The organism is Archangium lansingense, assembly GCF_026626635.1.
Classification (GTDB): domain Bacteria; phylum Myxococcota; class Myxococcia; order Myxococcales; family Myxococcaceae; genus Archangium; species Archangium lansingense.
In genome coordinates this window covers 434,598-460,473 of record NZ_JAPNKA010000001.1, presented here as the reverse complement: position 1 = coordinate 460,473, position 25,876 = coordinate 434,598, and the positions used below count along the sequence as shown (strand labels likewise).

Here is a 25,876-nt window from a genome sequence, read left to right as displayed (position 1 = left end):
TTTCTCCCATCCGTACACGTGAGCGTCCAGGTTAAAGACCTACCCTGACACCCTTCCCGTCCGAGGCTGCCCGGCCGCCTCCCGGGCCCGCTGCACCAGCCCCGGCAGATCCTCCGGCTCTCTGCCCGTCTGTCCACCCGGCAGCCCGGCGAGCTCCGGACGCCCCGAGGAGAAGAGCCGCGCCGGCGTCTGCCCCTGCCCCCTCAGCCGGATGAAGAGGCGCAGCGACTCTCGCAGCCGCTCCGCATCCGCCCCAGTCTCGGACTTCGCCCGCTGGGCCGCCGTCCACAGTCGCACCCACGCGGCCTCCTCGTTCCATGGCCCCACGGGACGCGCTCGCGACAGCGCCGCCACCTCCGCCGCCACCTCCAGCAGCCCCGCCCGCCCCTCGCTCAGCACCTCCGAGGTGGGCAGCCCCACCCGCGCCGAGCCCTCCCTCACCACCAGCCACCCCAGCAGTTCCGGCCACTCCTCCTCGCGAGGCATCACCGGCGACAGCCGGGACTCCAGCAGCGCCCTCAGCCGCGCTCGCGCCAGGTCGTGCCAGAACGCCGCGTGCAGCAGCAACTCCGGCCCGCTGCGCGGAGGCCGTACCGGCGCCCGCTTCATCCGCTTCTCCAGGAAGGCACTCACCCGACCCGTGCCGTCGAAGCGCTCCAGCCGAGACCACAGCGCCTCCAGCGCCTTGTCCGCCACGAGCAGCGCCCGCCGCACCTCGTCCGCCTCCACCGCGTCGAAGGGCAACGCACCCTCGGCGGCTGGACGCTTGAAGACACGCTCGAAAACCTCCCCCGCCGCGCAGGCCGCCCTCAACTCCTGGAGGTTGCGCGGCAATATCTCCACCGCCTGGATCCACAAGCGCCGCCCCAGCAGCGGCCCCGCGTCCAGCACCTCCTCCTCCAGCTTCAGCAGCGCCTCGCCGAGCAGGGCCGGCTTCTGCTTCGCGATGAGCCGCCGCTCCACCGCCGCCGCGACGGCCCCGCGCAACCGAGCCACCTCGGCCAGCAGCACCATCGGCGCCGAACGCCTCGGCCAGCCCTCCACCGCCGCGCGCCGGGCCACCGCATCCAGCGTGGTGTCCACCTGCGGCTGCGCCAATGCCACCTCGCGCAGGAGCTCCAGGTTGGCCCGCACCCGATCCTTCCAGAAGAAGGCCCGCAGCATCTTCTCCAGCGCCCGGTAGCGCAGCCGGGTGGCTTCGAGCAGTTCTCCGCGCTCTTCCAGCCGCGCTCGCAGGTTGTCCGGGTGGGTGGCCACGATTACGTCCACTATAGAGATACACGAGCGCGGAGGCAGGCCCCCGGTAGCCTCTCGGGGTAACGAGTGAACGATGACACTCCGCGGCACTCGACGTAAGGATGAGTCTCCATGCCCCCGCGCAAGCTCCCCCGGCACCTCGTCTGGCTCGAGTCCTTCGCGGCCGCCGTCGAGTCCGGCAGCATCGAAGGTGCCGCCGAACACCTCGGCGTGGCCCGCTCTGTCGTCAGCGAGCACATCCGCGCCCTCGAGGAGACCCTCGCCGATGGTCAGCCTCTCCTGGAGCGAGGCCCCGGCCGCCGCCTCCAACTCACCGCCCGCGGTGAGAAGCTCTACGAGGGCACCCAGACCCCCCTGCACCAGTTGGACCTCAAGCGCCTGAGGGACCTCGCCAGCGCCGAGGCCAGCCTGCGCCTGGGCCTCAACCCCACCCTCTCCAACTTCCTGCTCGCCGGCATTGCTGGAGACGTGGCCCAAGCAGACATCAAGCTGGAGGTCAGCTTCGGCGGCACCTTCGAGCTCGTGCGCCAGGTGCAGACGCGCCAGTTGGACCTCGCCGTGGACTTCACCCCGCTGCCCCCCCACCGCGGCGTCGAGTCCGAGTCCCTGCTTCACCTGCCCTTCGTCGTGCTCGCCGGCCCAGGCAGCGAGCTGTCCTCACGCCATGGTGCTCGCCGCACGCTCCACGTGCGAGACCTGCAGGGTCAGCCCTTCGTGGACTGGCAGCGCGAGGACCCGTACGGCAGCGCCAACAGCGCCCGCTTCGCCGCCCATGACGTCACGGTGCGCGAGGTGTCGCGCGTGCAGAGCTTCCTCCACCTCTTCGACCTGTTGCGCGCCTACCGCGCCTGCGCCATCGCCCCCGACCTGCGGCTGCTGCGCTCCTTCCCCGAGGACCTCTCCGTCTGGCCCCTGCGCGAAGAGCAGCCCCAATTCGTCGAGGTGGTGACACTCCGTCCCTCGGGCGGCCCCGGCTCCGAGGCGGCCCAGCTCGTCCTTGGCGGACTGCGTCAGCGCCTCGCGTCAAAACGGCGGAAAATCGAATAAGACGTCGGTATTTATCGGATTTCCGTCGGGGCCCCTGGTGCCTAGACTTGAAGCAACGGAGGAAAATCCATGACCCCCACCGAACGGACCATTGCCCGGCTTCCCGCGCATCTGCGGCGTTATGTGGTGAGTCAGGACTACGACGCCTACACGCCGAGAGACCAGGCGGTGTGGCGCCACATCCTCGGGCAGCTCCGCAGCCATCTGGCCGACAAGGCGCACTCCGTCTACCTCGAGGGCCTGGAGGCCACCGGCATCGGGCTGGAGCGCATTCCCAGCCTGGATGAGATGAACGAGAAGCTGGCGAAGCTGGGCTGGGCGGCGGTGAGCGTGCGCGGCTTCATCCCGCCCGCGGTGTTCACCGAGCTGCAGGCCCTGGGCGTGCTGGCGATCGCGGCGGACATCCGCACGCACGAGCACATCCAGTACACGCCGGCCCCAGACATCGTCCACGAGAGCGCCGGCCACGCGCCCATCATCGCCAACACGCGCTACGCCGAGTACCTCAAGCGCTGCGGGCTGGTGGGCTTCAAGGCGATCGCCACCGTGGAGGACGAGGCCGTCTTCCAGGCCATCCGCAACCTGAGCGTGGTGAAGGAGGACCCCACCGCGACGCAGGAGGAGATCCAGCACGCGCAGGACCGTCTGGAAGCCGCCAACCAGAGCCGCCGCTACGTCAGCGAGAGCACCCGCGCCTCGCGGCTCTACTGGTGGACGGCCGAGTACGGGATGATCGGCAGCCTGGAGCACCCGCGCATCTACGGCGCCGGCCTGCTCTCGAGCATCGGCGAGGCGAAGCACTGCCTCACCGACGCGGTGAAGAAGGTGCCGCTGAGCCTGGTGTGCGCGGACACCGAGTACGACATCACCCGCATGCAGCCACAGCTCTTCGTGGCGCGGGACTTCGAGCACCTCTTCGAGGTGCTGAGTGAGTTCGAGGCCACGCTCGCGTGGAAGCGCGGCGGAGACTACGGGCTGAACGAGGCCATCCAGGCGCGCACGGTGAACCACCTGGTACTGGCGGATGGCCGGGAGATTACGGCGCGTGTGGTGGAGGCCCTGCCTGGGGCGCGTCCGGTGGCCGAAGGCCTGAACAGCGCGCTGGTGCGGCTGGAGGGCCCGGTGATGGTGTCGCGCGAGGGCAAGGCCGAGGGCAAGCCGTGGCCGGGCCTGGCGCTGGTGGCGTTCGGCGAGGGGACGCTGCCGGACAAGGGGCCCTTCAAGCTGGAGCTCGCCAGTGGGTTGAAGATCCAGGGCTTCGCGGTGGGCGAGGGCGAGGTGCTCAACCTGCGCGGCGAGCTGGACGGCCGCCCGGTGGAGCTGCCGAACGTGACGAAGCTGTTCCTGAGTACGGGACTGCCCTCGGTGGCCGGTGGGCCCGCGGACCCGGGCGCGTGGGACCGCTGGTTCGGAGAGCTCAATGCTTTCGCCGAGGGCGAGGGCGAGGCAAAGGCCCGTGAGAAGAAGGCCATGGCGCTGCATCCGTCGCTCGCGGCGCTCTACCGCGAGGTGCGCACCATGCGCGAGTCGAAGTCCGTGAACCTCGCGCGCCTGGAGCAGATCGGCAATGCCGCCACCGACTTCCGCGACGACTGGCTCCTCAAGGTCGAGCTCGAGGAGCTGAAGAAGGCCGCACGGGCGTAGGTACCGCCGGCGGCCACCTCCTCGCCCAATAGACAAGGGCCTGGGTCCCCATCCGGGTGACCCAGGCCCTTTTCATTCACCGCGTCCGTTCACCTTCGAGTCCAGCGACTACTGGGTCGACCGGCAGGTGCACCGCGCCGGGATCGGCAGGCCCATGCTCTCGTAGTACTGCCGCCACCTGGAGTGCCGGCTGCGGCATCGGCTGCACCACGACTGCCGCACGATCTTTCCGTTCACCTCGCGGAGCCCGAAGTCGGGGAGCACCGGACCGACGTGCTCGCAGTGCGGGCAGGTTGCGGGCCCAGTGAAGCCCTGGCTCGAGCCGTGGGTGGAGACATCCTGCGTGGAGGACTCGTTGTTCAATCCAAATGCCATATCTGCTTTTCCTTCATGGGTTGGGTTATCGCTGCCTTCTCACTACCTATAGCGTACGGATCTTCTGTATGACCCTGGAGGGCACTGTGGGATGGACTGCCCACGCTCCACGAGGAGCACCTCTCGGGTATTTTGATGGACGGTTCGGCCTCGCCCGGCCTGACACGGCACCAGGCAGTACACGAAGCGTGCCTTGAGCCGGTGGGTGTCCGGGCGCTACCCTCCCGGTTGCGAGCCCCCATGATCTTCCATCAAGACATCATCTCGGCCATCGGCAACACGCCCCTCATCAAGCTCCGGCGCGCCTCCGAGCTCACGGGCTGCACCATCCTCGGTAAGGCCGAGTTCCTCAACCCTGGCCAGTCCGTCAAGGACCGCGCCGCCCTCTTCATCATCCGGGATGCCATCGCCCGCGGCCGCCTGCGCCCCGGTGGCGTCATCGTCGAGGGCACCGCCGGCAACACCGGCATCGGCCTCGCCCTCGTCGGCAATGCCCTCGGCTACCGCACCGTCATCGTCATCCCCGACACCCAGAGCCAGGAGAAGAAGGACATGCTCCGCCTCGTCGGGGCCGAGCTCATCGAGGTCCCCGCCGTCCCCTACAAGGACCCCAACAACTACGTGAAGGTCTCCGGCCGTCTCGCCGAGGCCCTCAACGCTCGCGAGCCCAACGGCGCTGTCTGGGCCAACCAGTTCGACAACGTCGCCAACCGCAAGGCCCACCTCGAGACCACCGGTCCTGAAATCTGGCGCCAGACCGGCGGCCGCATCGATGGCTTCATCTGCGCCGTCGGCTCCGGCGGCACCCTCGCCGGCGTCGGCATGGCCCTCAAGGAGCGCGACCCCAACATCGTCATCGGGCTCGCCGACCCCATGGGCGCCGCCCTCTACCACTGGTACGCCCATGGCGAGCTCAAGTCCGAGGGCTCCTCCATCTCCGAGGGCATCGGCCAGGGTCGCATCACCGCCAACCTCGAGGGCGCTCCCGTCGACGAGCCCTTCCAGATTCCCGACTCCGAGGCCCTCCCCGTCCTCTTCGACCTGCTCGAGCACGAGGGCCTCTGTCTCGGCGCCTCCAGTGCCGTCAACGTCGCCGGTGCCATCCGCCTCGCCCGCAAGCTCGGGCCGGGCCATACCCTCGTCACCGTGCTCTGCGACTCCGGCAACCGCTACGCCAGCAAGCTCTTCAACCCCGCCTTCCTCCGCTCCAAGGGCCTCCCCGTTCCCCCTTGGCTGGAGCGCGGCCCCGAAACCCCCTCGGCCAGCTCGCTCCTGCCCGACGTGCTCCTCACCAAGGCGTCCTGAGCCGCTCGCACCGGAGACTTCCGCGCCGTGAACTTCCGCTCTCGCGGCGCCATGGGATAGTTGCCCTCCCCAACGCTGGCGGTGCACCCGCCGCGATGTTCCATCCATGCGGCGCAAAGACACCAACGGTGACGTGAAGACGCGCGGGCCTCGCGTCGGTAAGAAGGCTGCCTCCGCTGAGCCGCGCGAGCGCATCCGCCAGGAGGCCACCCGCCTCATCGCCCAACGCGGCTTCGGCGCCATCTCCGTCAACGACGTGGCCCAGGCCGCGGGCCTCAGCAAGCAGGCCCTCCTCTACCACTACCCCTCGCGCGAGGCGCTCCACGAGGCCGTCGTCGCCTCGCTCATCGAGCACTCCAACCGCCACCTCCTCCTGCTGCTCGGCGCCTTCACCGGCAAGGGCGAGGAGCGGCTGGAGCGCGCCATGGCGCAGATTCGCCAGTTCTTCGACACGGACCCCCACGCCGCCCGCGTCATCCTGCGCGAGCTGCTGGATGGAGACCACGAGCAGGTCGCTCACCTGAGCCGCGGCGTGGAGCCGTGGCTGCGCCTCATCGCCGACACGCTGCGCCAGGGCCAGCAGGAGGGGCACATCCGCAAGGAGCTGGACCCCGAGGCCGCGGTGGCGCATGTCGGCACGCTGCTGCTCACCACCTTCGCCCTGCTGCCCCTGGGGAGCTGGCCGGGGGTGACCGACGCGGAGTGGCGCGAGCGCCGGCTGGGTGAAGTGGTACGCATCATCGAGCGCTACCTCTTCACCCACTCCAGCCCCGAGCCCGAGGGCCCGGGGCGTCCCGCCTCCTCCCGCCGTCAGACGAAGTAGGCCCGGCGCAGCACCTCCTCGGGCAGCTGCTCCAGGTCGAAGCTGTTCAGCTTGCCCATCTCGTGCTCGTTCAACCCGAGCGCCTTGTACTCCGGCGTGGTGCCGGACACGCCTCGCAGCACGCCGGCAGCCATGTTGCGCACCAGCGACAGGCCCAGCGGCCCTACAGCCATGCGGTTGAACGCCACGTGGCCCACCTCGTCCACCAGAATCTCAATCAGCCGCTGCTCCATGGACTCGCGCACCGCGGGCTGGTCCCGGAAGAGCTCCCCCACCCGCTTGAGCATCCACTGGAACATGAAGACGCCGGAGATCTCCGAGGCCAGCAGGATGGGATGGAAGAAGAGCCCCGGCGCGTACGCCAGCGAGCCGATGAGCAGCCGCAGCTGCAGGTTCGGCCGCCACGCCCCCTCCACCTTCACCCCGAAGTGCTGCGTGGCGCCAATGAGGATGCGCGTGTGGTACGTCTCCTCGAAGCCCAGCAGCTTCTCCACCTGGTGGAAGAGCTTCGTGCCGTCCACGCGCTTCTGCCGCACGCGGTTGACCACCTCCACCCCGTACGCCTCGCCCGCGTTCGCCTTCACGAACGTCAGCAGCGCCACCTCCTGGATGGACAGGTTCTTCACCTCATCGAAGCTCCCGTAGGCCCGGTTGAAGGCCTCGCCGTCTACCTTCCCCTTGTACTGGCTGTCCCAGCTCGCCGCCTCTCCCAGCCACTTCTCTCGGAGCGAGAAGCCCCGCTCGTCGAAGTTCATGTCGCCATTGCGACGCTCGAGGAACTGCCGGTACGCCAGCAGGAGATCCTCCCGTGCGGACTCGGGAATGGGGGCGTAGAAGCTGGGGCGCAGCGACGTGGAAACCAATGCGTCGGCCATGACGAACCTCGGTGGGGGTTGCCGCCTGGATTGGCACTTACCATTCGGTAAGCAACAATCTCCCGCTTGGCAAGTGCCTCGTCCAGGCCCCAGGACGTCAACGCCTGCCATCCAACACTCGAGGTGTGTGGCACAGACGGTTTTTTACGCTCCCCCCCAGGGATTGCCCCTCCCCGGCATTGGATCCAGAATGCGGCAACCCCCCAGGTACAATGGACTCCGCTCGAAAGCTGCCCCCGTCCGATGCTCCCGAAGCGCCCTCGGAGCCCCAACCGAGTGATTGCAAAGTGCTCGTCGTGGACGACTACGACGACGCCCGGGAGATGTACGCCGAGTACCTCGAGTTCCTCGGCTACCAGGTCCAGACCGCCCGAGATGGGCAGGAAGCGCTCCAGCTCGCCCACCAGTCCCATCCGGATGTCATCCTGATGGACCTGTCCCTGCCCGTGCTCAGCGGCTGGGAAGCCACGCGGCAGCTCAAGCAGGACGCGCGCACCCGCCACATCCCCGTGATGGCGCTCACCGGCCATGTCCTCCCCGCTCATTCGGAGAGCGCCAAGGAGGCCGGCTGTGACGAGTTCGTCTCCAAGCCCGCCCTCCCTGACATGGTGGCCGACAAGATTCGCACCCTCCTCCAGAAGACAGGCAGCAAGCCCCGCCCCCGGTGAGCCCTCCGCCTCCTTCACCGCAAGGCCCGGCCTCCAGCCCCGACTGGCAACCCCCGGGAGAGTTCGACGAGTACCGCATCCTGCGACCCCTGGGGCGCGGGCGCACCGGGCGTGTCTACCTCGCTCACGACACCCTGCTCGAGCGCACCGTGGCGGTGAAGTTCATCCCCGCGCTCGATGACGAAGCCCTCTCCCGCTTCCTCATCGAAGCGCGCGCCGCCGCCCGCCTCCAGCATCCCAACGTCGCCACCCTCTACCGCGCCGGCCAGTTCGAGGACCTGCCCTACCTCGTCTCCGAGTACATCCGCGGCACCAGCCTGGACCGGCTCCCCAGGCCCCAGCCCTGGCAGCGCGTCCTGGACATCGCCATCGGCCTGACGCGCGGGCTCGCCGCCGCTCACCGCCGCAACGTCCTCCACCGCGACATCAAGCCCGCCAACGCCATCCTCGACGAGTCCGGCCAGGTGAAGCTGCTCGACTTCGGGCTGGCCAAGCTCCTCGATGCGCCCCCGGAGCCCCCTGGCGAATCGTCTGACACCCCGCCGGGCGAATCGTCTGACACCCCGCCGGCGCCCCCCGGCGAATCGTCTGACACCTCGCCGGACACCTCGCCGGCCCCCGTGCACGAGGCGCCCCCGGACGCGGGCACATCCTCCGCGGACCTCGAGCTGGCATCCCTCACCCACAACAGCCTCGTGGGCACCCCCTACTTCATGTCCCCCGAGACCTGGCGGGGAGAGCCGGCCTCGGTCCGCTCGGATTTGTTCTCCCTGGGGGTACTCCTCTACGAGCTCACCTCCGGCCAGGGTCCCTTCCGCCACGTCCCCCTCCGGGAGCTGCCCCACATCATCCAGGAGCAGGACGCGCGTCCGCTGCTCGCAGCAGCCCCTGGGGTGGAGCAACGCTTCGCCGCGGCGGTGGACCGCTGCCTGCGCCGCGAGCCCACCGAGCGCTTCGCCTCCGCTGACGCGCTGCTCGAGGCGCTGGAGGACCTGCGCGCCGGGGACACCGCCCCACCCATCCCCGAGGGCAACCCCTACCGCGGCCTGAATGCCTTCCAGGAGGAGCACCGCGCCCTCTTCTTCGGCCGCCGGCAGGAGGTGCGCGCCGTGCTGGAGCGGCTGCGCTCCACTGCCTTCGTGCTCGTCACCGGCGACTCCGGCGTGGGCAAGTCCTCCCTGTGTCTCGCCGGCGTGCTGCCCCGCGTGCGCGAGGGCGCGCTGGAGGACGGCCTGTCCTGGGGTGTGGCGCGCATGGTGCCTGGCCGCCGGCCCGTGGCCTCGCTCGCCGCCGCGCTCGCCCCTCATGTCGCACTGGAGGAGGCCCGTCTCGAGCAGCTCGCCCGCGCCGAGCCCACCACCCTGGTGCGCGCCCTGCGCTCCGCCCTCGGTGAGGGCGCCCGCCGCGGCGTGGTGCTCCATGTCGACCAACTCGAGGAGCTCGTCACCCTGAGCGAGCCGGCCGAGGCCGCGCTCATGGCGGAGCTCCTGGGACAGCTCGCCTCGGGAGTGACGGGCGTGCGCCTGCTGGCTACTTCCCGCAGCGACTTCCTCACCCGGCTCGGTGCGCTGCCCGGCCTGGGGGAGGCGCTCTCTCGCGCCCTGTACCTGCTGCGCCCCCTGGGCCGCGCCGAGGTGCGTGAGGTGGTGACGGGCCCAGCCCGCGCCAAGGGTGCGCGCTTCGAGTCCGAGGCCCTCATCGACACGCTGGTGGACTCCACCCTGCGCGCCGAGGGCAGCCTACCCCTGCTCCAGTTCACCCTCGCCGAGCTGTGGGAGGCGAGAGACAAGGCGCGGAGCATCATCCCCGCCGCGGCGCTGGAGGCTCTCGGCGGCGTCAATGGCGCGCTCGCCCGGTACGCGGACGGCGTCATCGCCCAGTTGCTGCCGGACCAGCAGCGGGCGGCGCGGCGGCTGCTCATGCGGCTCGTCACCGTGGACGGCACGCGCGCCCGCCGCTCCGAAGCCGAGCTGCTGGGCCAGGACCCGGCCTCGCGCACCGCGCTGGAGGCCCTCATCCGCGCACGCCTCGTGGTGGCCCGCCGCTCCGAAGAGGGCACCACCTTCGACATCGCCCACGAGGCGCTGCTCTCCGGCTGGGCCACGCTCGCCCAGTGGCTCGCCGAGGCCAACGAGGCTCGTCAGCTCCACGCCCGGCTGGAGCAGGCCTCCGCCGAGTGGGAGCGGTTGGGACGCCCGCGCGAGGCATTGTGGGGGGCCCGCCACCTCGCCGAAGTCCGCGGCCTCGCTCCAGAGAGTCTCACGCAGCGTGAGGCCACATTCCTCGAGGCCTCGCGCGGGGGTGTGCGCCGGGGCAGGCTGCTCACGCGCGTGCTCGCCGCGGGCTTCGTCGTCTCGCTGGCCCTGGTGTACGCCGGCCTGCGTCTGCACTCCTGGTACACGCTGAGGCAGCAGGTGAGCGCGCAGCTCGCCGAGGCACAGACTCGGCTGGAGCACGCCCGGGAGCGCAACCGCGCCCTGGAGGCAGCTCGCGCGGAGTCCTTTGCCCTCTTCGACGCGGGCAAGCTGGACGAGGCCCGTCCCCGCTGGGCGGAGGCGTTGCGGATACAGGCCAGAACACAGCAGGCCTACGCGCAGGCCAGCGAGGCGATGGAGAAGGCGCTGGTGCTCGACCCGGGCCACGAGGCGATGCGCGGGGCCTTCGCCGACGTCGTGTCGGAGCGCGCCGGGCTCGCCGAGCGGACCTTCCGCCCCGCCGAGCGCGACGAGCTGCTGCAGCGCCTGCGTCTCTATGACACCACGGGCGAGCGCATGGCACGCTTCGAGGCGCCCCTGCGCGTGAAGCTGCGGACCCAGCCCGCCGGAGCCACGGTGTCCCTGGCGCGCTACGAGCCCGCGAGCGATGGGCGGCGGGTGCTCACCGCGGCACGCCATGCGGGCACCACCCCGCTGGAGGGGTTGTCCCTGGAGCGTGGCACGTGGGTGCTGGAGCTGAGCGCCCCCGGGCATGCCCCCGTGCGCCATGTGCTGCGAGCCGAGCCCGGTCCCGAGCGCACCCTGGACATCGCCCTGCCCGAGGACTCCCGTGTCCCCGAGGGCTTCGTCTACGTGCCGCGCGGCACCTTCCTCTTTGGCACCGCCGCCGATGAGAACATCCGCCAGTTCTTCGACACCGCGCCGCTGCACGAGGTGGAGACGGGGCCCTACCTCATCTCGCGCACCGAGGTGACATACGGTGAGTACCTGCGCTGGCTGGAGACGCTGTCACCCGAGGAGCGGGCCCGCCGCACGCCGCATGGGGCCAAGGTGGCCTCGCTGAACGCCGAGGTGGAGCTGAAGCGGATGGCGGATGGGCGCTGGCACCTGAGCATCCACCCCAACGGGGTGACGTACGCAGCGCCCGAGGGCGAGCCCCTGCGCTACACCACGCGGCCACACCTGGTGGAGCAGGACTGGCGACGCCTGCCGGTGGGCGCCATCGACTACGCGGACGCCAAGGCCTACGCGGCGTGGCTGGCCCACACTGAGCGAGTCCCCGGCGCGAGGCTGTGCAACGAGCTGGAGTGGGAGCGCGCCGCCCGGGGCGCGGACGAGCGCGAGTACCCCCACGGCGACGCGCTGCTGCCCCACCAGGCCAACTACGACGAGACCTACGGCAAGGTGGGCGCCAGCTTCGGCCCGGACGCGGTGGGCAGCCACCCCGACTCGCGCAGCCCCTTCGGTCTGGACGACATGGTGGGCAACGTCTTCGAGTGGGCCGATTCCATCCTCCAGCCCGGCCTCCCGGTGGCTCGCGGCGGCAGCTACTACTTCGGCGCCAGTACCGCGCGCTCCCCCAACCGCGAGACGCCCGAACCGAACTTCCGCGACCTCAGCGTCGGCCTGCGGCTGTGCGCGGACGCCCCCGCCGCGCCCTGAGACGACGGCACGGCAGCGGACATCGCCAGCGCCTGGCGCTCAACACCCACTCGCTGAAGCACCCCGCCGCCATCCTGCCCCCCGGCATCATCAGCGACTGCATGCTCCATGTGCGCTCGTACCTGGAGGCAATAGGCATGGGGCAGTTACTGGAGACCGTGCAACAGGCCTCGTCCGCAGGCGCCCCCCAACGCTGAGCACTTCCCCCTGCTACCCCTTACTCGGCGGGTCCAACTGCACCGGCCGGGGGTAGTAGAGGCCCAGCGGGTCCCAGACGTATTTCTCCATCGGCACCAGGGTCATGTGGCTCATGGCCTGCCTCTCGGCGAAACGCATGAAGCGCTCGGAGACGATGATGACTCCCCACATGCCACGCGGCCGGAACACGTCCTCTCCCTTCCAGGTTCCTTCCTCCAGCACGAGCCCGTCGATGGCGTCGGGGCCCACGTAGCGGCACCACGTGCACTCCATGGGCTTCTTGCTCAGGATGCGGCTGCGCTCCATGTCCAGCACCGGGTTGCCGTAGGCCGGGGTGACATAGAGATACCGGGGCGGTGGACCGGGCTTGGGGCCACGGCCCTTGCGGCGCACACGGGTTATCTCCACGGGCTGGAAGCCGCTCAGCCCCGTCAGCCCCTCCGCCTTGAATCCTTCCGCGAATCGCTCGGTGATCAGCAGGTCGATAGGCCCCTTCATGAGGTCTCCGTAATCCTTGCCATGGAGCTCCAGCTCGCCCTTGTAGGGAGGCAGCCAGGTCAGCGCTCCAACGATGTCCCCACATTGAGGACAGCGCCTCGCAGGGCCGGTGTGGAGGACGTCCGCATCGAACTCGATGTCGTGCTGTCCTCCACGCAGTTTCTCCACGACGAAGAACCGCGGAAGGGGAGAGGGAACATCAGAGGCCATCCGGGAACCTCGCGCGCATGTCGGGCCGGTTGTAGATCTGCCTCAACATGGCCTCGAACTCCTCGGGTGTTGCCTTGCTATATCTATCAAGCCAGTCGATGACTTCGTCATCTACATCGCGGTGCCACTTCTGGTAGCCGTTATGGGAGGCCTTGTCGGCGGCCCGCGTGACGAAGCGGGGGTCCCTCTCGGTATAACGGCCCTTGAGTGTGCCATGCAGCTCAAGCCTTCTGGCGATCCGCTTGGAGATGGCGTGATGTAGCTGTCCGCTCGGTCCGGACGCTACCGGGCCTTCTTCCGATCCTTGACCCACCATGGCCACCGCCGTGGAAGGAAGGGAGATGACGAGGGTGCCGCCGACCACCGCCACGGCTCTCACCTGTCCCACGTTCGCCAGGTTGATACCCAGCTCCGAGGCCCCCACCGCCACTGCCTCCGGGAAACCAGGCAGCCTCGATAGCCTCGAGGCCAGCCACGCCGCGCCTCCCGTCATGCCCTGGCTCACCACCATCGTGACCGCGAGCACGGCAATGCGCGCCACCTGCGGCCCCACCCGGTCAGCGAAGCGCTGGCCGGCCTGCTCCAGTTCCTCGGGGGTGGTGGCTCCGTCAGTGGCCCGCTTCAGTTCCCGGGCCGCATCCACCATCTCCAGAAAGGTTTCCCCTCCCAGGTAGACCAACATCAGCACCGAAACGATGGCCGCCGCCTTGGTGAAGACGGGCTCGGGATTGGCCGCTAGCACCGCCCAGGTGACGAGGCCCGTCGCGATGACGGTGTAGAAGAGTTGGGGAGCCAGCGTCTCCTCCACCGCCCTCGCGATGCTCTCCCGCATGGGCTGGAACGACAGGCCCAGCGCCACCCCCAGCTTGTCCCACTCGCTCAGGCCCGCCACGTCCTCGCGCAGCGACAGACAGTCCACCCTGTACTGGCCCGCCTCGCAGAGGCCACCGAAGCTCCTGCTCATGAGGCTTCGCCATCGGGTGTCCGTGTCGTCGCTGGAGTACGAGGCGCGCACCAACCAGCCCTGTCGAGGCGCGCGGAGGGCAAGGGGAGCATCCAGCACCAGGCGGGTCAGCGCTTCCTCGAACGCGTCCGCGTCCACATTCACGGACTTGCTCGAGGTGGACGGCCGCAACTCCCGTGGCGCACCCTCTCCCGTGGCCAGCCGGACCGCAGGAGCAGTAGCGCACGCGCACGCGCACAGCAGCGCCCACAGCGAGACCATGACGGTCAGACGAGATGTCATGAGAGACCCATCCGCTTCCCTCTGCTATCCCTTGTTCGACGGGTCCAACTGTACCAGCCGGGGGTAGTAGAGGCCCAGCGGGTCCCAGACGTATTTCTCCATCGGCACCAGGGTCATGTGGCTCATGGCCTGCCTCTCGGCGAAACGCATGAAGCGCTCGGAGACGATGATGACTCCCCACATGCCACGCGGCCGGAACACGTCCTCTCCATTCCAGGTACCTTCCTCCAGCACCAGCCCGTCGATGGCGTCGGGGCCCACGTACCGGCACCACGTGCACTCCATGGGCTTCTTGCTCAGGATGCGGCTGCGCTCCATGTCCAGCGCCGGGTTGCCGTAGACCGGCATGGCGAAGAGATAACGAGGAGGTGGACCGGGCTTGAGGCCACGGCGCTTGCGGAGCACACGGGTTACCTCCACGGGCTGGAAGCCGCTCAGCCCCGTCAGCCCCTCCGCCTTGACGGCCTCCGCGAATCGCTCGGTGATCAGCAAGCCGCCACAAGGCGCCTCCATGAGGTCCCCATAGTCCTTGCCGTAGAGTTCCAGTTCGCCCCGGTAGGGGGGCAGCCAGGTCAGCAGCCCGACGATATCGCCACATCGAGGACAGAGCATCGCTGGGCCGGTGTTGAGCTCATCCGTGCCGAACTCGGTGTCGTGATGGCCTCCACGCAGTTTCTCCATGACGAAGAACCGGGGAGGCTGGGAGGGAAGTTCAGAGGCCATCCGGGAACCTCGCTCGCATCTCGGGCCGGTTGTAGATCTGCCGCAAGAAAGCCTCGAACTTCTCGGGTGTCGCGGGCCCCATGCCCTGCCCATCGCATACTCAGCCTGCGGATTCCTTGCAGCACTCGCATGCACCCAGCATCACCCCGAGGCGACACTTCTCACCTCGGAGCAGTTCGCCGACGGACCGCTGGCAGGTGTTGGCAGCAGGACCTTTTTCGGGGCTGAAAGGGATAGCGGTCTCGCTCCAACCTTCGGGAATGTCTGCCTCGCTCGTGACTGCAGACACATTCAGCGGCGTGAACCCCTCCTCGATCTGCAACTTGATCCCGGAGAGCACCGCCTCTTGGGCTTCGACAGCATTGGACGCATAGATGAGGAGCTCTACGGCAGGCACTCGAACCTTTTGCAGTGTGGGCTTCGGATTCTTCTGCGGGAAGGCCGCCCAACTAAGCGGTCCGCCATAGATGTTGTTCACTTTTTCCGCAGGCGGTTTCGGTAGCTCATGAAGCCGCTGCGGACAGCGGCGAGCAGTTCAGCGAGCGTGGGGTAGCTCCGACGGGGCATTTCGTAGGACTTCACCACGCCGAAGACGGGCTCCACCTCGTTGAGTTCCGGCGAGTACACCGGGAGAAAGAAGAGGCGCACGCCGCGCTTGCGCAGTTGCCTACGGCGTTGGCGGATGAAGCGGCTGGTGTGGATGTTGACGTTGTCCAGGACAACGGTGCATGGCCGCTTCCCCGTGGGTAGCAACAGTAGGAAGTCGAAGACATCCGCACTGGTGAGGGAGCGGCCCTTCACGGTGAAACGTAGGGCTCGCTGGCCGTCGCGAATGCCGTAGGCGGCCAGGGCGTTGGCGCGCCTGCCCTTGGTGGCCTCATAGGCAATGAGCTTGCGACTGCCTCGGAGCGTCCAGCTGTAGCCCGTCGGCTGCGTGGGTGCGAAGCCGCACTCATCGAGGAAGAAGAGGTCTAGCCTCCGGGCGCGGGCTTTTTTTGAGCGTGGTGAGCTTGCGGCGCGCCCGCTCCACCGCCTCGGGCTGCTGTAGATGCTCCAGGCTCGACTTGGTGCGGCGCCAGCCAGCGCCCAGTTCCGCCAGGTAGCGCTCCGTCTGCCGGGCACTCATTTGAATGCCCACCCCAGCCAATGCCTCAGCCAACTGGGATGATGTCCAGGTACGTGGCTCCGAGAGGAACTTCTCGAGCATGCCCACTACCATGGCGTGTCGCTCAACATCCGGCACTGGCCCCGGTAGCTTGCGCTCCAACGCATCCAGGCCCTCGTGGCTCCAGGCCTTGAGCACACGGCGCACAGTAGCCGCATGCACTCCCAGGTACTCCGCAATCCGTGGGGGCGACCAGCCCGAGGCGGACAGAAGAATCATCTCCACGCGGTCGCGCTCCCACGGAGTGGCCCAGGACGAGCGGCCCCGCTCTCGGAGCCGCGCCCTATCCTCTGGGCTCACATCTGCACGCAGCATCGCAGATGTGTACAACATCTATGGCGGACCGCTTAGTCGCGGCGATCTCTCGGGGGCTGAGATGCCCGGACTTCACGCCTCCGACTTGAACCTCGATATACGGATGCCCCGCCAACGTCTGCTTCCAATGGACAAAGCACTTCCGCCGTCGGGAATAGACATGCCCCGATCTCGTAATCTCGTAGTACTCCTCGAACCCGACCATGGGCACTCGCGGCTCATTCTCGATGCCGGCCGGCAGCTTCGTCATCGCCGCATAGTCGTCCCGACGCCTAGCATTCGCGCGTTGTCGCTTGCCCGGTCGTCGTCCCATTCGTGCACCTTCCGTTTCGAGAGAAAGCGAGGTGAGTCCACCCCGCGAGGGGCGCCCCATCAAGCCGCCGACTGCTGCCCGGCGGCCTCGCTCACCTGCGTCAGCGGCAGCCGCACCCGGAAGCAGGCGCCGCGCGCCACGGACGTGTCCAGCTCGAGCGTCCCGCCGTGGTTCTCCATGATGAGCTGGCGGCAGATGGCCAGCCCCAACCCTGAGCCCTTCCCCACTTCCTTCGTGGTGAAGAACGGCTCGAAGATGCGAGCCCTCAGCTCCACGGGAATGCCCGGGCCGTCATCGGCCACCACCAGTTCGGCCATGCCATCACGCACGGCCGTGCTCACCCGCACCTCACCCTTCTCTCCCAGCGCATCCAGGGCGTTGCGCAGCAGATTCAGCGTCACCTGTCCCAACTGCCCCCGGTGGAAGGGGAACACGGGCAGCTCGCCGCACTGGACCTCCACCCGCATCCCCGCGGGCAGCGAGCGCCGCACCAGCTCCACCGTCTCTTGCACCACCTGATTGAGCTCTCCCGGCTCCAGCTTCGGGCGCTCGCCGCGCAGGAAGGCCCGCATGTCCGCCTGCATGCCGCGGATGCGATCCGTCGCGAACCGCATTGTCTCCAGCGCCTCCGGCGTGTCCTGGAGCACGAAGTCCACGTCCTGCTCACGCCACAGCCGCTCCACCTCGCCCACTTCCTCGGGGTGGGCCTCCAACCGCTCGCGGCAGCGCCGTATCACCTCGGCCAACTGGTCGAAGTACTCGCGCACCGGCGGCAGGTTGTTGTGAATGGCGGTGAGCGGGTTGTTGATTTCATGCGAGAGCCGCGCCAGCAGCTGCCCCATGGCGGAGAGCTTCTCGGCCTGCATCACCTTCTCGTGCGCATGATCGAGCTCCGCGGTACGGGCCGCCACCAGTCGCTCCAGCTCGGCGTTCCTCTGCCGCAGGGCGATGACCCTCCAACGCACCACCCCCGCCACCGCGGCCCCCAGCAGCAGCACGCCCAGGCCCCGCGCCCACCAGGACGCCCACCACGGCGGGTGCACCACCAGGTCGAACCCCGCCACCGGCCCCCACGGGCCCCACTCGTTGCGCGCGCGAATCTCGAAGCGGTAGCTGCCCGCCGGCAGAGAGCTGTAGCGAACGAAGCGTCCGGGCACGGCGTGCCAGTCGTCCATCCCCACCAGGCGCACCTCGTGCCCCACATACCCTTCGTCGAGCACGCCCAGGTCGGCGAACCGGACCGAGAGCGTCGTGTCTCCGTGCTCCGCCTCCAGCCCCTTCACCTGCGAGCCGGAGACCTCGCGAGTCCCGAGGCGGGTGTTCACCAGCATCACGCGCGGTGACGGGGCCGGGCCCGTGTAGCGCGCACCATCGAAGCGGCCCAGGCCGTTCGACGTCCCCACCCACACCGTGCCATCCGCGTCCGCCAGGAAGGAGTTGCCGCTGCAGTCATCGCCCGGGGCACCGCCGCTCGCACCGAAGTGCTCGAGCATCCCGGTCTCCCCCACCACGTGCACCCCGGCCCCCGTCCCCACCCACAGCAGGCCCACCGCGTCCTCGCCCACCTGATAGGCGATGCCGTTGAGCAGCCCCGTGCTCCGGTCCAGTCGGAGCACCTCGGTGAGGCGCCCGTCCTGGTAGGAGAAGCAGCTCATGCCCATCGGCTCCACGTAGGACACGCACACCCGGCCGTCACGCCGCGCCGCCAGGTAGCGCACGCGCTCGTCCCGCAGGCCATCGGCCATCCCCAGCCGCCGGAACACCCCTGCGTCCCGCACGAAGAGCCCATCGCCCGCCACCCACAGCCGTCCGTCCTTGTCCCGCTCCACGCCCCCGAAGAACGTCCGCCGGCTCTGCGGCAGCACCTGCTCGAAGCTCCACTCCTCGCCCTTGCGCACGCCCCGCCACAGGCCAGAAGCCGTCGCCGCCCACAGCGTGCCATCCGGCTCCCACAGCAAATCGTAGGTGCTGCGCGCCGGGTAGCCGTCCGCCTCGCCGTACGTCCGCAGCTTCCCACTCCACGGCTCGTAGCGGTGCAGCCCCTTCGGGTTGCCCGCGGCCCACACGGCACCGTCCGGGCCCATCTTCACGGTCTTGAGCGAATACCCGCGCAGCCCGGGCACGGACTCCCAGCCCTCGGGCGTGGCACGCACCAGTCCGTCATCCGTGCCCACCCACAACGTCCCGCCGGCATCGCGCTCCAGGCCCCAAATCATGCTCGAGGGCATCCCGGTCGAGGAGTCGTGCACCGTCCACAGGCCCCGGCCCAGGGAGCGATGCACCCCCAGGCCGACGACCCAGAGCGTTCCGTCCCGGTCCTGCAGCGCGTCCCGCATCCGCGCCGAGCGCCCCGCGAGGCTCAGCCGAAGCAGCTCCGCGCGCTCGCCCTCCACCGAGAGCAGACCGCGGTAGTTGGGCACCAGCAGCTGCCCGCGCAGGCCCACGCGCAGGCGGCGCCCCGCCCCCATCATCCCTTTGATGAAGTGCGAGCGATCCTCGAACGGCGCGCCCTCGCGCGGCTGCACGGCCAGCACGCCCTCGGCACCCACCCACAGGCGGCCCTGCCCATCCCGCACCAGGTCGAGGATGGTGTTGCTCTGCTCCGTCACCTCGTAGATGAGCCAGCGCCCCCGCTCGTCACGGCTCACCACGCGCGAGCCCGAGCCCACCTGGAGCTCCCCCGAGGCATCCACCCAGAGCACCAGCGCCGGGCCGCCCGGCCATCCAGGTACCGGCACGAAACGCCCCGGCTCCGACTCCACGTACAAGCCCTGCTCGGTGCCCGCCAACATCCGGCCGCCAGAGTCCAGGCGGACACTCCACACCTCCGTGGGGACACCGTTCATCGGCACGACGGCGAAGCGGCTTCCCTCCCAGCGCACCACGCCCTTGTGCGTCACCAGCAGCAGCCGGCCGCGGGCGTCGAGCGTGACGTCCCTCACGATGGAGGACGGCAGCCCCGCCTCCAGCCCGAAGCGCTCGAAGCGCTCACCATCGAAGCGGTACACCGCATCCGCGGCGCAGACCCAGATGAACCCCTCCGCATCCTGCAGGACGCAGGACATGTCCTGGTTCTCGATGCCGGCGTCCGTGCCGTAGCTGCGGAAGCTGATACGCCCCGGAGGCTCCGCGCTCCTCACCTCACTCCCGCACAGCAGGGCGGCAAGGCCCACCGTCAGGAGCGTGGAGATCCGGTACGACGACATGGCTCCCGAGGCCTCTCTCGAAATGTGGGGTCACACGGATTGACCCGGGGGGTGGTGTTCAGTTTAGCACAGAGGACTGGAACGCCACGTCCGCCCGACAGCGACTCACTGGCTCAGCCTGGGAGCCCCGGAACCCTCACCCCGTCCCTCTCCCGAAGGGAGAGGGGTGGATGGTGCCGTGGGTGGCGCGGTGGGTTCAGGGTGGGGACGATGCTGGTGAGCGGACTCACTGTTGCGCCCTCTCCCTCTCCAGCGTCCGTACAGCTTCTTCGCCGGCAGCGCGATGGCCAGCGACACCGTCAGCACGGACAGCGCCAGCCCCAGCGCTGGCAGCACGTCCTGCGAGCGCCCCACCCTGCTCGCCAGGCCCGCGAAGGTGGACCAGCCGTACGCCAGGGGCAGATGCACCACGTACACCCAGAGGGAGGCTCGCCCCACCGGGGCCATCAGCCTGTCCAGCCTGGAAGGCAGCAGCATCGCCAGCCCCGCGGCCACCGACAGCAACCCCACTCGCCACGCCACCAGCGTCGGGTCACTCCCCCTCGGGTCTCCGCCCCACAGCGTCATGAGCACCAGGATGACCGTGCCCACGCTCATCAGGCACAGCCAGTGCGACACCCGATTCACCTCGGTGAGCCACAGCCCCGCCAGGCCTCCCACGAAGAAGTAGGCCGCCCAGGGGAAGAGCGGGAAGTTGGAGGTCCTGCTCACCAGCGCCTGCTCCAGCGCCAGCGGCCACCCGCCCGCTTCCACCGTCGCGCGCACCCACGGGCTCGCCAGCGGCAGGAGCACGGCCAGCACCGCCAGCGCCCCCATCCGCGCCGCCCGTCCCTTCACCACCGACAGCATGCCCGCGCCCAGCAGCAGCGCGCCCGCCACCCCGTGCAGCGCATCGAAGGACAGGAAGTGCCGCCACACCGCCACGTCCCCGGCGAACAGCAGGGGCAGCCCCCAACCGGGCCAACGCAACAGGTAACCCCAGCCGAGCAGCAACCCCACCCGCGGCAGGTACCGGCGCAACACGCTCGCGCCCTGGGCGCCCGTGCGCTGCACCGTCGTCGCGAAGGCCCAGCCCGCCACGAAGAGGAACAGCGGCGCCGTCACGGCCCGCAGGGACCAGTACGCCACCATGCCCACGCCGTCGCGCGCCGCGTCCGACAGCACCGCGTCCAGCGAGTGGCCCATCACCATCGCGATGGTGGCCACTGCCCGCGCCCGGTCCAGGCCCGTGTTGCGCGAGCCTGGCACCGAGGGAGGTGGCGCGGCGCTGGGGGCCTGGGGGTGAGTCATGCCTTCAACACGGCTCCCGCTCAGACGCGCATGGGCATCACCACCGCGGTGAAGCTCCGGTCTCCCGGCGCGTGCAGCACGCCCGGGCTGTGCTCGTCACCCAGCTCGAAGGCCACCTCGTCCGTGTCCGTCACCATCAGCACGTCGATGAGGTAGCGCGCGTTGAAGCCGATGGTGATGGCATTGCCCCGGTAGGCGATCTCCAGCGCGTCCTTGGCCTCGCCCAGGTCCGGGTTGTTCGCGGTGATCAGCAGCTGGTTCTCCGCCAGGCCAATCCGCACCGCGTAGCTCTTGTCCGCGCTCAGCAGCGCAATGCGCTTGAGGCCCTCGAGCAGGCGCGTCTTGGGCACCAACACCGCCTTCTCGCCCTCCTTGGGGATGACGCGCTGGTACTCGGGGAACTGCCCGTCGATGAGCCGCATCACCATCGTCAGGCCCGTCTTCTTGAAGAGCGCCGAGTTCTCCGCGAACCCCAGCTGGCACTCCGCGTCCGGCGCCTCGTCCAGCAGCCGCTTGAGCTCCAGCAGACCCTTGCGCGGGATGATGACGCCGCTCTTGAGCTTGAAGTCGCCCGGCAGCTCGCGCTCGATGAGCGACAGCCGGTGGCCGTCCGTGGCCACCATCCGCACCTTGCCGCTCTGCTGCGGCTCGAAGTAGACGCCGTTGAGGATGTAGCGCGTCTCGTCCGTGGAGATGGCGAACTGCGTCTTCTTGATCATCTCCAGCAGCGTGTTGCCCGTCACCTGCACCAGCGGCGCGCTCTCCTCGCGCGGCAGCTTCGGGTACTCCTCCGGCGCCGTGCCCACGATCTTGAAGTGCGCCGAGCCGGAGGAGATCTCCACGTAGTTGTTCGCCAGCTTCTTGAGCGTGACGTGGGCGTCCGGCAGGTTCTGGACGATGTCGAAGACGTACTTGGCGCTGAGCGTCACCGCGCCCGGCTTCACCACCTCGGCCGGGTGCTCGGACACGATGCCGATCTCCAGGTCGAACGCGGTGACCGTCACCCCCGTCTTGTGCGCCGTCACCAGCACGTTGGCGAGGATGGGCATCGTCGTCTTGCGCTCCACGATGCCCTGGGCGCGGTAGAGGGCCTTCTTCAGCTCGTCGGCGGCGATGCGGAATTCCATCTCGGGGGGTCCTTGAAGAACCAGGGGTACGGGGAAAAGTGGCGGCCTTCCGGCCACCCGTGGCGGATGTAGCCCGGGGGCTCCGGGTCGTCAACGAACCTGACGTCTGCGGTCATGCTCTCTCGTTCAGCACACGGCTGAACGGGCACTTGCGCCCCCTCCCCAACTCCTAGCACACAAGTAGGACATAGTCCTACCAACCCGTCGACCGGTCGCTGCTTCCCGCCATTCCCGCATCCATAACTAAGGAGGGTCGAGGAGGAGGAGGACGCCATGCACGACAGGGTCTATAAGACCGACGACGAGTGGCGGCAGGAGCTCACCCCGGCGCAGTACCGGGTCATGAGAGAGGGAGGCAATGAGCCGCCCTTCACCGGGGCCTTCGTGGACCACCACGCCCGGGGAATCTACTGCTGCGCGGCATGTGGCCAGACACTCTTCGCCGCGAAGGTGAAGTTCGACCCGGGCACCGGCTGGCCCAGCTTCTGGGCCCCCGTCAACCCGAGCCACGTCGCCCACCACCCTGAGCACACCATGGTGCGGCAACGGGACTCGGTCTCGTGCGACCGCTGCGGCGCACACCTTGGCTACGCCTATGAAGACGGGCCTGCCCCCACCGGGCTGCGCTACTCCATCAACTCGGTGGCCCTGGCCTTCGAGCCCGAGGAGCAGGCCATCGAGGAGGGCGTCAGCGCGCCCCCTTATGAGGAAGGTACCAGCGCACCCACCTGAGGAAGCGCTCCGGTGAATGAGCCAGGCGCCCCGCGCGTCGGGAAGTAGCATCTGCCTCGGGAGACGGCGAGACTGCGCCCCCTCCCTTTCCGGAGCCCATTCCATGACCCTGCGCCAGCCCCTGCTCTCCGCCGTCCTCGCACTCGGCCTGCTCGCCGGCTGCAGCAAAGGCACCACCCCCTCGTCCACTCCCGCCGAGTCCGGCGGCACCCCCTCTGCCCCTATGGACAAGCCCGCTACCAACACGCCCGCCCCGACTCCCGCTCCCAAGGAGGAGACGCCCTCGGGCGGCACCGCCGCTGCGCCCTCCGCCGAGCGCGGACCCGCCGTCTACTTCATCCGCGACAGCGGCGTGCGCTGCATGACCACGCCCTGCCCCTACTTCGTCGCCACCCGGCCCGATCGCCCCGGCGACGAGCCCCTCATGGTGCATGAGGTGGACATGGCCGCGCTCAACCTCACCGACGAGAAGCGGAACATGGTCATGGAGGCCACCCACGGAAGCGTGGGCCTCAAAGTAGAGGCCACCTTGGACACCATTCCCAAGGCGGGCCCCGCCGGCGACGCCACCGTGCTGCGCGTCCGCCGCGTCGTCGAGGGTCAGTAGTCCCTCCTCCTACCCGGGGACCACCGTCCCCGGGTAGTCACTCGCCCCGGCCTCACGCCCCACGTCCACCCGGAAGGAGTATCCTTCCCTCTCTCTCCTTTCATGAGCAGGGGGCGCTTCCGGGATGACGGGGCGAGTGGCTGTTACACCCCAGAGCTGGCGCGGGGCCGGATGGAGCCTCGCGCCACTCGTCCTGTTGAGCCTGCTGGGTGCCAGCACCGCCCGCGCGGCTCCCGCGTTGCGCCTGGAGGCCTCGCCGCGCCAGCTCCTCTCCGGACGAGACACCCGCTCCACCCTCACCGTCTCCGCTCCCGGGCTTCCCCCGGACGTGCGCCTCGCGTGCAGCACGGGCCGCCTCCTGCCAGCCCGGCGCTCCGCCCCGGACACGCTCCAGGCCACCTTCGTCCTGCCCCGCGCCGACACCCTCGCGCCCATTCTCTGCGCCGCCGTGTCCCCCTCCTCGGGGGCCTACGCCAGCGTGGTGCTCGAGGTGCAGCGGCGCCAGGTGTTGCCGCTCTCCGGGCTGCCTCCCCTGAGCCGCGTGGAGGTCCGCATCGGTGAGGCCCTCTACGGCCCCGTGCGCGCCAACGCCACCGGCCAGGCAGAAGTGCCCGTCCTGCTCACCCCCACCCTCGCGCAGGCCACCGTCCTGGTCACCTCACCCGGCCAGCCCGCCCAGCAACGGTCGCTGCCCCTCCCCGTGTCTTCCAGGCCCACGGTGCTCCTGCTCGCAGCGGAGCCCTCCCTCCAGGCCGACGGCGAGCGCGGCGTGCGCGTGTGGTCCTTCGGCATCGACAGCCGGGGAGAGCCACTGGAGATAGCGCCCACCTTCTCGCGGACCAGCGGCAGCTTCGAGTCCCAGCGCGTCGCTCCGGGTGTCCACATGGGCACGCTCGTTCCCCCACCCCGAGCCGCATCGGGCGAGGCGGTGCTCACCGCCCAGGCTGGCCACGGCGAGCCCACCTCCGTCCGCGTGGAGTTGCAAGCCGGGGTGAAGCCCACCTTCCACCTGGAAGTCGAGGGGCTGGGAAATGAGGCCTCAGGAGTGACGCTCCACCTGAGCGTCCGCGACGAGCGGGGACGCGCGCTGCCCGGTCAGCCCGTCCGCCTCCAGGCCACGCTCGGAGAGCTGGGGCCGCTCCAGGACACGGGGGATGGAACCTACCTCGCGCGCTACCAGGGACCCCCGGGCGGAGGCGAGGAGCAGCTCGTCGCGAGAATCGACGGTGCGCCCCCGGCCACGTTCCCCCTGAAGGTGACGCCTCTTCCGCGCCTCACCCTGGAAATCACCGCGCAGGAGATGCCAGCGGATGGCGTCTCCCGGCTCCACCTCAAGATGTCCGCCCGCGACGCGAAGGGGCTCCTGGTTCCGGACGGCACGGAGCTCCACCTCTCCACCACGCTCGGCCAGCTCCCCGCCTCCGTGAAGACGCTCGAGGGCCGCGCCACCGCTGAGTTGCTGTCCGTCCGCAAGGCGGGCGAGGCGCTCGTCCAGGTCCGGTGGGAGGACCAGAGCGCCAGCGGCTCCCTGCGGCTCGTCCCTGGAGAGCCCGCCCGGCTGCGCGTGCGCACCGAGGAGCGCGAGGTGCTCTGCGATGGCAGGGACAGCACCCAGGTGCACCTCCTCGTCGAGGACCTGCATGGCAACCCGCTGGATGGCGTGCCCATCACCCTGCGCGCCGCGGGCACCCAGGCCGAGTACGGGCGCTTCGAGCGCGTGGCGGCGCTCGGTGGCGGAGAGTTCGTCACCCGCTTCTATGCCCCCTCCCGGTGCGAGGGCGGCGTGGCCACCGTACTCGCCGCCGCGGGTGAGGCCCGAGGGGATGCCGCCCTCACCCTCGCCTCACGCATGCCCCGAGGCCTCACCCTGCGACTCGGCGCGCAGAGCAACTTCGGCCGGTTGGTGCAGCCCTCGCTGGAGCTGGAGGGCGACCTCCGCCCCTATGCCCTGGGCGAGCGGCTCTCCGCCAGCGCCTCCGTGCAGGTGGCCTGGGGACGCTTCTCGCTGCGCGGCGAGAGCGCTGCACATGAGCCCTTCGACCTGACGGGCCAGGCCCTCACCACCACCGTGTCCGCTGGCGCGCGCTGGCTCCTGCCCCTCACTGGCCGCCTGGTGGGCTACGTCGGCGCTGGGCTCGACGCGCACCTCGTCCGCATCGACTGGCGCCTCAGTCTGGACCCGGGCGGGCAGCGCCAGGTCGCCCCTGCGTTCGGCGGACACGTGCGGCTCGGGGTGGCATACCCGCTCGGCCCCGGAGAGCTGATGCTGCAGGGGCGCTACGGCCTCGCCCGACTCCCCGAGGATGGAACCTTCCTAGGCCCCATCGGCGGGCTCTCCAGCTCGCTCGGCTACCGCCTCGCACTCTGACAAAAG

21 protein-coding genes are annotated in these 25,876 nt (G+C 69.5%); 9 read left to right on the top strand and 12 right to left on the bottom strand.

Annotation, left to right across the window (positions count from 1 at the left end; translation table 11 throughout):
- Positions 1 to 39: 39 nt before the first annotated feature.
- Positions 40 to 1,257 carry a hypothetical protein gene (locus OV287_RS01725; RefSeq protein WP_267532209.1) on the bottom strand — a complete coding sequence of 406 codons (1,218 nt, stop codon included), beginning with the start codon at positions 1,255 to 1,257 and terminating at the stop codon, positions 40 to 42.
- Positions 1,258 to 1,368: 111 nt separating this feature from the next.
- Between OV287_RS01725 and OV287_RS01720 the strand changes: the two genes are divergently transcribed.
- On the top strand, positions 1,369 to 2,304 hold the full coding sequence (locus tag OV287_RS01720) for a LysR family transcriptional regulator (RefSeq protein WP_267532208.1): 936 nt from the start codon (positions 1,369 to 1,371) through the stop codon (positions 2,302 to 2,304).
- Between the two features lie 69 nt (positions 2,305 to 2,373).
- Positions 2,374 to 3,948 (top strand): aromatic amino acid hydroxylase, encoded by a 1,575-nt coding sequence (locus OV287_RS01715; RefSeq protein ID WP_267532207.1) that lies wholly within the window; start codon positions 2,374 to 2,376, stop codon positions 3,946 to 3,948.
- Positions 3,949 to 4,056: 108 nt separating this feature from the next.
- On the opposite strand, the gene OV287_RS01710 is transcribed toward OV287_RS01715, so the two are convergent.
- Positions 4,057 to 4,323 (bottom strand): hypothetical protein, encoded by a 267-nt coding sequence (locus OV287_RS01710; protein WP_267532206.1) that lies wholly within the window; start codon positions 4,321 to 4,323, stop codon positions 4,057 to 4,059.
- A gap of 240 nt (positions 4,324 to 4,563) precedes the next feature.
- Between OV287_RS01710 and OV287_RS01705 the strand changes: the two genes are divergently transcribed.
- Positions 4,564 to 5,628 (top strand): cysteine synthase A, encoded by a 1,065-nt coding sequence (locus OV287_RS01705; protein ID WP_267532205.1) that lies wholly within the window; start codon positions 4,564 to 4,566, stop codon positions 5,626 to 5,628.
- 106 nt (positions 5,629 to 5,734) lie between these two features.
- On the top strand, positions 5,735 to 6,451 hold the full coding sequence (locus OV287_RS01700; RefSeq protein WP_267532204.1) for a TetR/AcrR family transcriptional regulator: 717 nt from the start codon (positions 5,735 to 5,737) through the stop codon (positions 6,449 to 6,451).
- Here OV287_RS01700 and OV287_RS01695 read toward each other — a convergent pair.
- Positions 6,439 to 7,326: a hypothetical protein gene (locus OV287_RS01695; RefSeq protein WP_267532203.1), complete on the bottom strand. Its 888-nt coding sequence runs from the start codon at positions 7,324 to 7,326 to the stop codon at positions 6,439 to 6,441. The two genes, OV287_RS01700 and OV287_RS01695, sit on opposite strands and share 13 nt — an antisense overlap.
- A gap of 212 nt (positions 7,327 to 7,538) precedes the next feature.
- Between OV287_RS01695 and OV287_RS01690 the strand changes: the two genes are divergently transcribed.
- Together OV287_RS01690 and OV287_RS01685 are read left to right on the top strand one after the other, a co-directional pair.
- The gene (locus tag OV287_RS01690; protein ID WP_267532202.1) at positions 7,539 to 7,994 is read left to right on the top strand and encodes a response regulator; all 456 of its coding nucleotides are present in this window, start codon (positions 7,539 to 7,541) and stop codon (positions 7,992 to 7,994) included.
- Positions 7,991 to 11,872: an nSTAND1 domain-containing NTPase gene (locus tag OV287_RS01685; protein ID WP_267532201.1), complete on the top strand. Its 3,882-nt coding sequence runs from the start codon at positions 7,991 to 7,993 to the stop codon at positions 11,870 to 11,872. The genes OV287_RS01690 and OV287_RS01685 overlap by 4 nt, the downstream gene beginning before the upstream one ends.
- 210 nt (positions 11,873 to 12,082) lie before the next feature.
- Here OV287_RS01685 and OV287_RS01680 read toward each other — a convergent pair whose 3' ends face one another.
- The 9 genes from OV287_RS01680 to dnaN all read right to left on the bottom strand — a co-directional run bounded on the left by OV287_RS01680 (position 12,083) and on the right by dnaN (position 22,163).
- On the bottom strand, positions 12,083 to 12,778 hold the full coding sequence (locus OV287_RS01680) for a hypothetical protein (RefSeq protein WP_267532200.1): 696 nt from the start codon (positions 12,776 to 12,778) through the stop codon (positions 12,083 to 12,085).
- On the bottom strand, positions 12,768 to 14,024 hold the full coding sequence (sitA5, locus tag OV287_RS01675) for a SitA5 family polymorphic toxin (RefSeq protein WP_267532199.1): 1,257 nt from the start codon (positions 14,022 to 14,024) through the stop codon (positions 12,768 to 12,770). Before sitA5 ends, OV287_RS01680 begins: the two co-directional genes overlap by 11 nt.
- A 24-nt stretch (positions 14,025 to 14,048) precedes the next feature.
- Positions 14,049 to 14,747 carry a hypothetical protein gene (locus OV287_RS01670; RefSeq protein WP_267532198.1) on the bottom strand — a complete coding sequence of 233 codons (699 nt, stop codon included), beginning with the start codon at positions 14,745 to 14,747 and terminating at the stop codon, positions 14,049 to 14,051.
- Between the two features lie 100 nt (positions 14,748 to 14,847).
- Positions 14,848 to 15,225, bottom strand: coding sequence for a hypothetical protein (locus OV287_RS01665; protein WP_267532197.1), 378 nt, complete (start codon positions 15,223 to 15,225; stop codon positions 14,848 to 14,850).
- Positions 15,222 to 15,797, bottom strand: coding sequence for a transposase (locus OV287_RS01660; protein ID WP_267542271.1), 576 nt, complete (start codon positions 15,795 to 15,797; stop codon positions 15,222 to 15,224). Before OV287_RS01660 ends, OV287_RS01665 begins: the two co-directional genes overlap by 4 nt.
- Entirely contained in the window at positions 15,700 to 16,137 is a 438-nt protein-coding gene (locus OV287_RS01655; RefSeq protein ID WP_267532196.1) for a helix-turn-helix domain-containing protein, read from the bottom strand. The genes OV287_RS01660 and OV287_RS01655 overlap by 98 nt, the downstream gene beginning before the upstream one ends.
- A gap of 462 nt (positions 16,138 to 16,599) precedes the next feature.
- Positions 16,600 to 19,746, bottom strand: a complete 3,147-nt coding sequence (locus OV287_RS01650) for a sensor histidine kinase (protein WP_267532195.1) — start codon at positions 19,744 to 19,746, stop codon at positions 16,600 to 16,602.
- A 105-nt stretch (positions 19,747 to 19,851) separates the two neighbouring features.
- Positions 19,852 to 21,036, bottom strand: coding sequence for an acyltransferase family protein (locus OV287_RS01645; protein WP_267532194.1), 1,185 nt, complete (start codon positions 21,034 to 21,036; stop codon positions 19,852 to 19,854).
- A gap of 20 nt (positions 21,037 to 21,056) precedes the next feature.
- Positions 21,057 to 22,163 carry a DNA polymerase III subunit beta gene (dnaN, locus tag OV287_RS01640; RefSeq protein ID WP_267532193.1) on the bottom strand — a complete coding sequence of 369 codons (1,107 nt, stop codon included), beginning with the start codon at positions 22,161 to 22,163 and terminating at the stop codon, positions 21,057 to 21,059.
- A gap of 273 nt (positions 22,164 to 22,436) precedes the next feature.
- Between dnaN and msrB the strand changes: the two genes are divergently transcribed.
- The 3 genes from msrB to OV287_RS01625 all read left to right on the top strand — a co-directional run bounded on the left by msrB (position 22,437) and on the right by OV287_RS01625 (position 25,870).
- Positions 22,437 to 22,895, top strand: coding sequence for a peptide-methionine (R)-S-oxide reductase MsrB (gene msrB, locus OV287_RS01635; protein ID WP_267532192.1), 459 nt, complete (start codon positions 22,437 to 22,439; stop codon positions 22,893 to 22,895).
- Between the two features lie 103 nt (positions 22,896 to 22,998).
- Positions 22,999 to 23,502 (top strand): DUF6748 domain-containing protein, encoded by a 504-nt coding sequence (locus OV287_RS01630; protein WP_267532191.1) that lies wholly within the window; start codon positions 22,999 to 23,001, stop codon positions 23,500 to 23,502.
- A gap of 124 nt (positions 23,503 to 23,626) precedes the next feature.
- Positions 23,627 to 25,870 carry a hypothetical protein gene (locus OV287_RS01625; protein WP_267532190.1) on the top strand — a complete coding sequence of 748 codons (2,244 nt, stop codon included), beginning with the start codon at positions 23,627 to 23,629 and terminating at the stop codon, positions 25,868 to 25,870.
- Positions 25,871 to 25,876: the final 6 nt, after the last annotated feature.

Excerpts from the sequence above, each read along its gene's own strand:
- OV287_RS01715 (WP_267532207.1), top strand. The coding sequence starts at position 2,374 with ATGACCCCCACCGAACGGACCATTGCCCGGCTTCCCGCGCATCTGCGG.
- msrB (WP_267532192.1), top strand. The coding sequence starts at position 22,437 with ATGCACGACAGGGTCTATAAGACCGACGACGAGTGGCGGCAGGAGCTC.
- OV287_RS01695 (WP_267532203.1), bottom strand. The coding sequence starts at position 7,326 with ATGGCCGACGCATTGGTTTCCACGTCGCTGCGCCCCAGCTTCTACGCC.
- OV287_RS01710 (WP_267532206.1), bottom strand. The coding sequence starts at position 4,323 with ATGGCATTTGGATTGAACAACGAGTCCTCCACGCAGGATGTCTCCACC.
- OV287_RS01700 (WP_267532204.1), top strand. The coding sequence starts at position 5,735 with ATGCGGCGCAAAGACACCAACGGTGACGTGAAGACGCGCGGGCCTCGC.
- OV287_RS01645 (WP_267532194.1), bottom strand. The coding sequence starts at position 21,036 with ATGACTCACCCCCAGGCCCCCAGCGCCGCGCCACCTCCCTCGGTGCCA.
- OV287_RS01705 (WP_267532205.1), top strand. The coding sequence starts at position 4,564 with ATGATCTTCCATCAAGACATCATCTCGGCCATCGGCAACACGCCCCTC.
- sitA5 (WP_267532199.1), bottom strand. The coding sequence starts at position 14,024 with ATGACATCTCGTCTGACCGTCATGGTCTCGCTGTGGGCGCTGCTGTGC.
- OV287_RS01680 (WP_267532200.1), bottom strand. The coding sequence starts at position 12,778 with ATGGCCTCTGATGTTCCCTCTCCCCTTCCGCGGTTCTTCGTCGTGGAG.
- OV287_RS01720 (WP_267532208.1), top strand. The coding sequence starts at position 1,369 with ATGCCCCCGCGCAAGCTCCCCCGGCACCTCGTCTGGCTCGAGTCCTTC.
- dnaN (WP_267532193.1), bottom strand. The coding sequence starts at position 22,163 with ATGGAATTCCGCATCGCCGCCGACGAGCTGAAGAAGGCCCTCTACCGC.
- OV287_RS01625 (WP_267532190.1), top strand. The coding sequence starts at position 23,627 with ATGACGGGGCGAGTGGCTGTTACACCCCAGAGCTGGCGCGGGGCCGGA.
- OV287_RS01670 (WP_267532198.1), bottom strand. The coding sequence starts at position 14,747 with ATGGCCTCTGAACTTCCCTCCCAGCCTCCCCGGTTCTTCGTCATGGAG.
- OV287_RS01690 (WP_267532202.1), top strand. The coding sequence starts at position 7,539 with ATGGACTCCGCTCGAAAGCTGCCCCCGTCCGATGCTCCCGAAGCGCCC.
- OV287_RS01650 (WP_267532195.1), bottom strand. The coding sequence starts at position 19,746 with ATGTCGTCGTACCGGATCTCCACGCTCCTGACGGTGGGCCTTGCCGCC.
- OV287_RS01630 (WP_267532191.1), top strand. The coding sequence starts at position 22,999 with ATGACCCTGCGCCAGCCCCTGCTCTCCGCCGTCCTCGCACTCGGCCTG.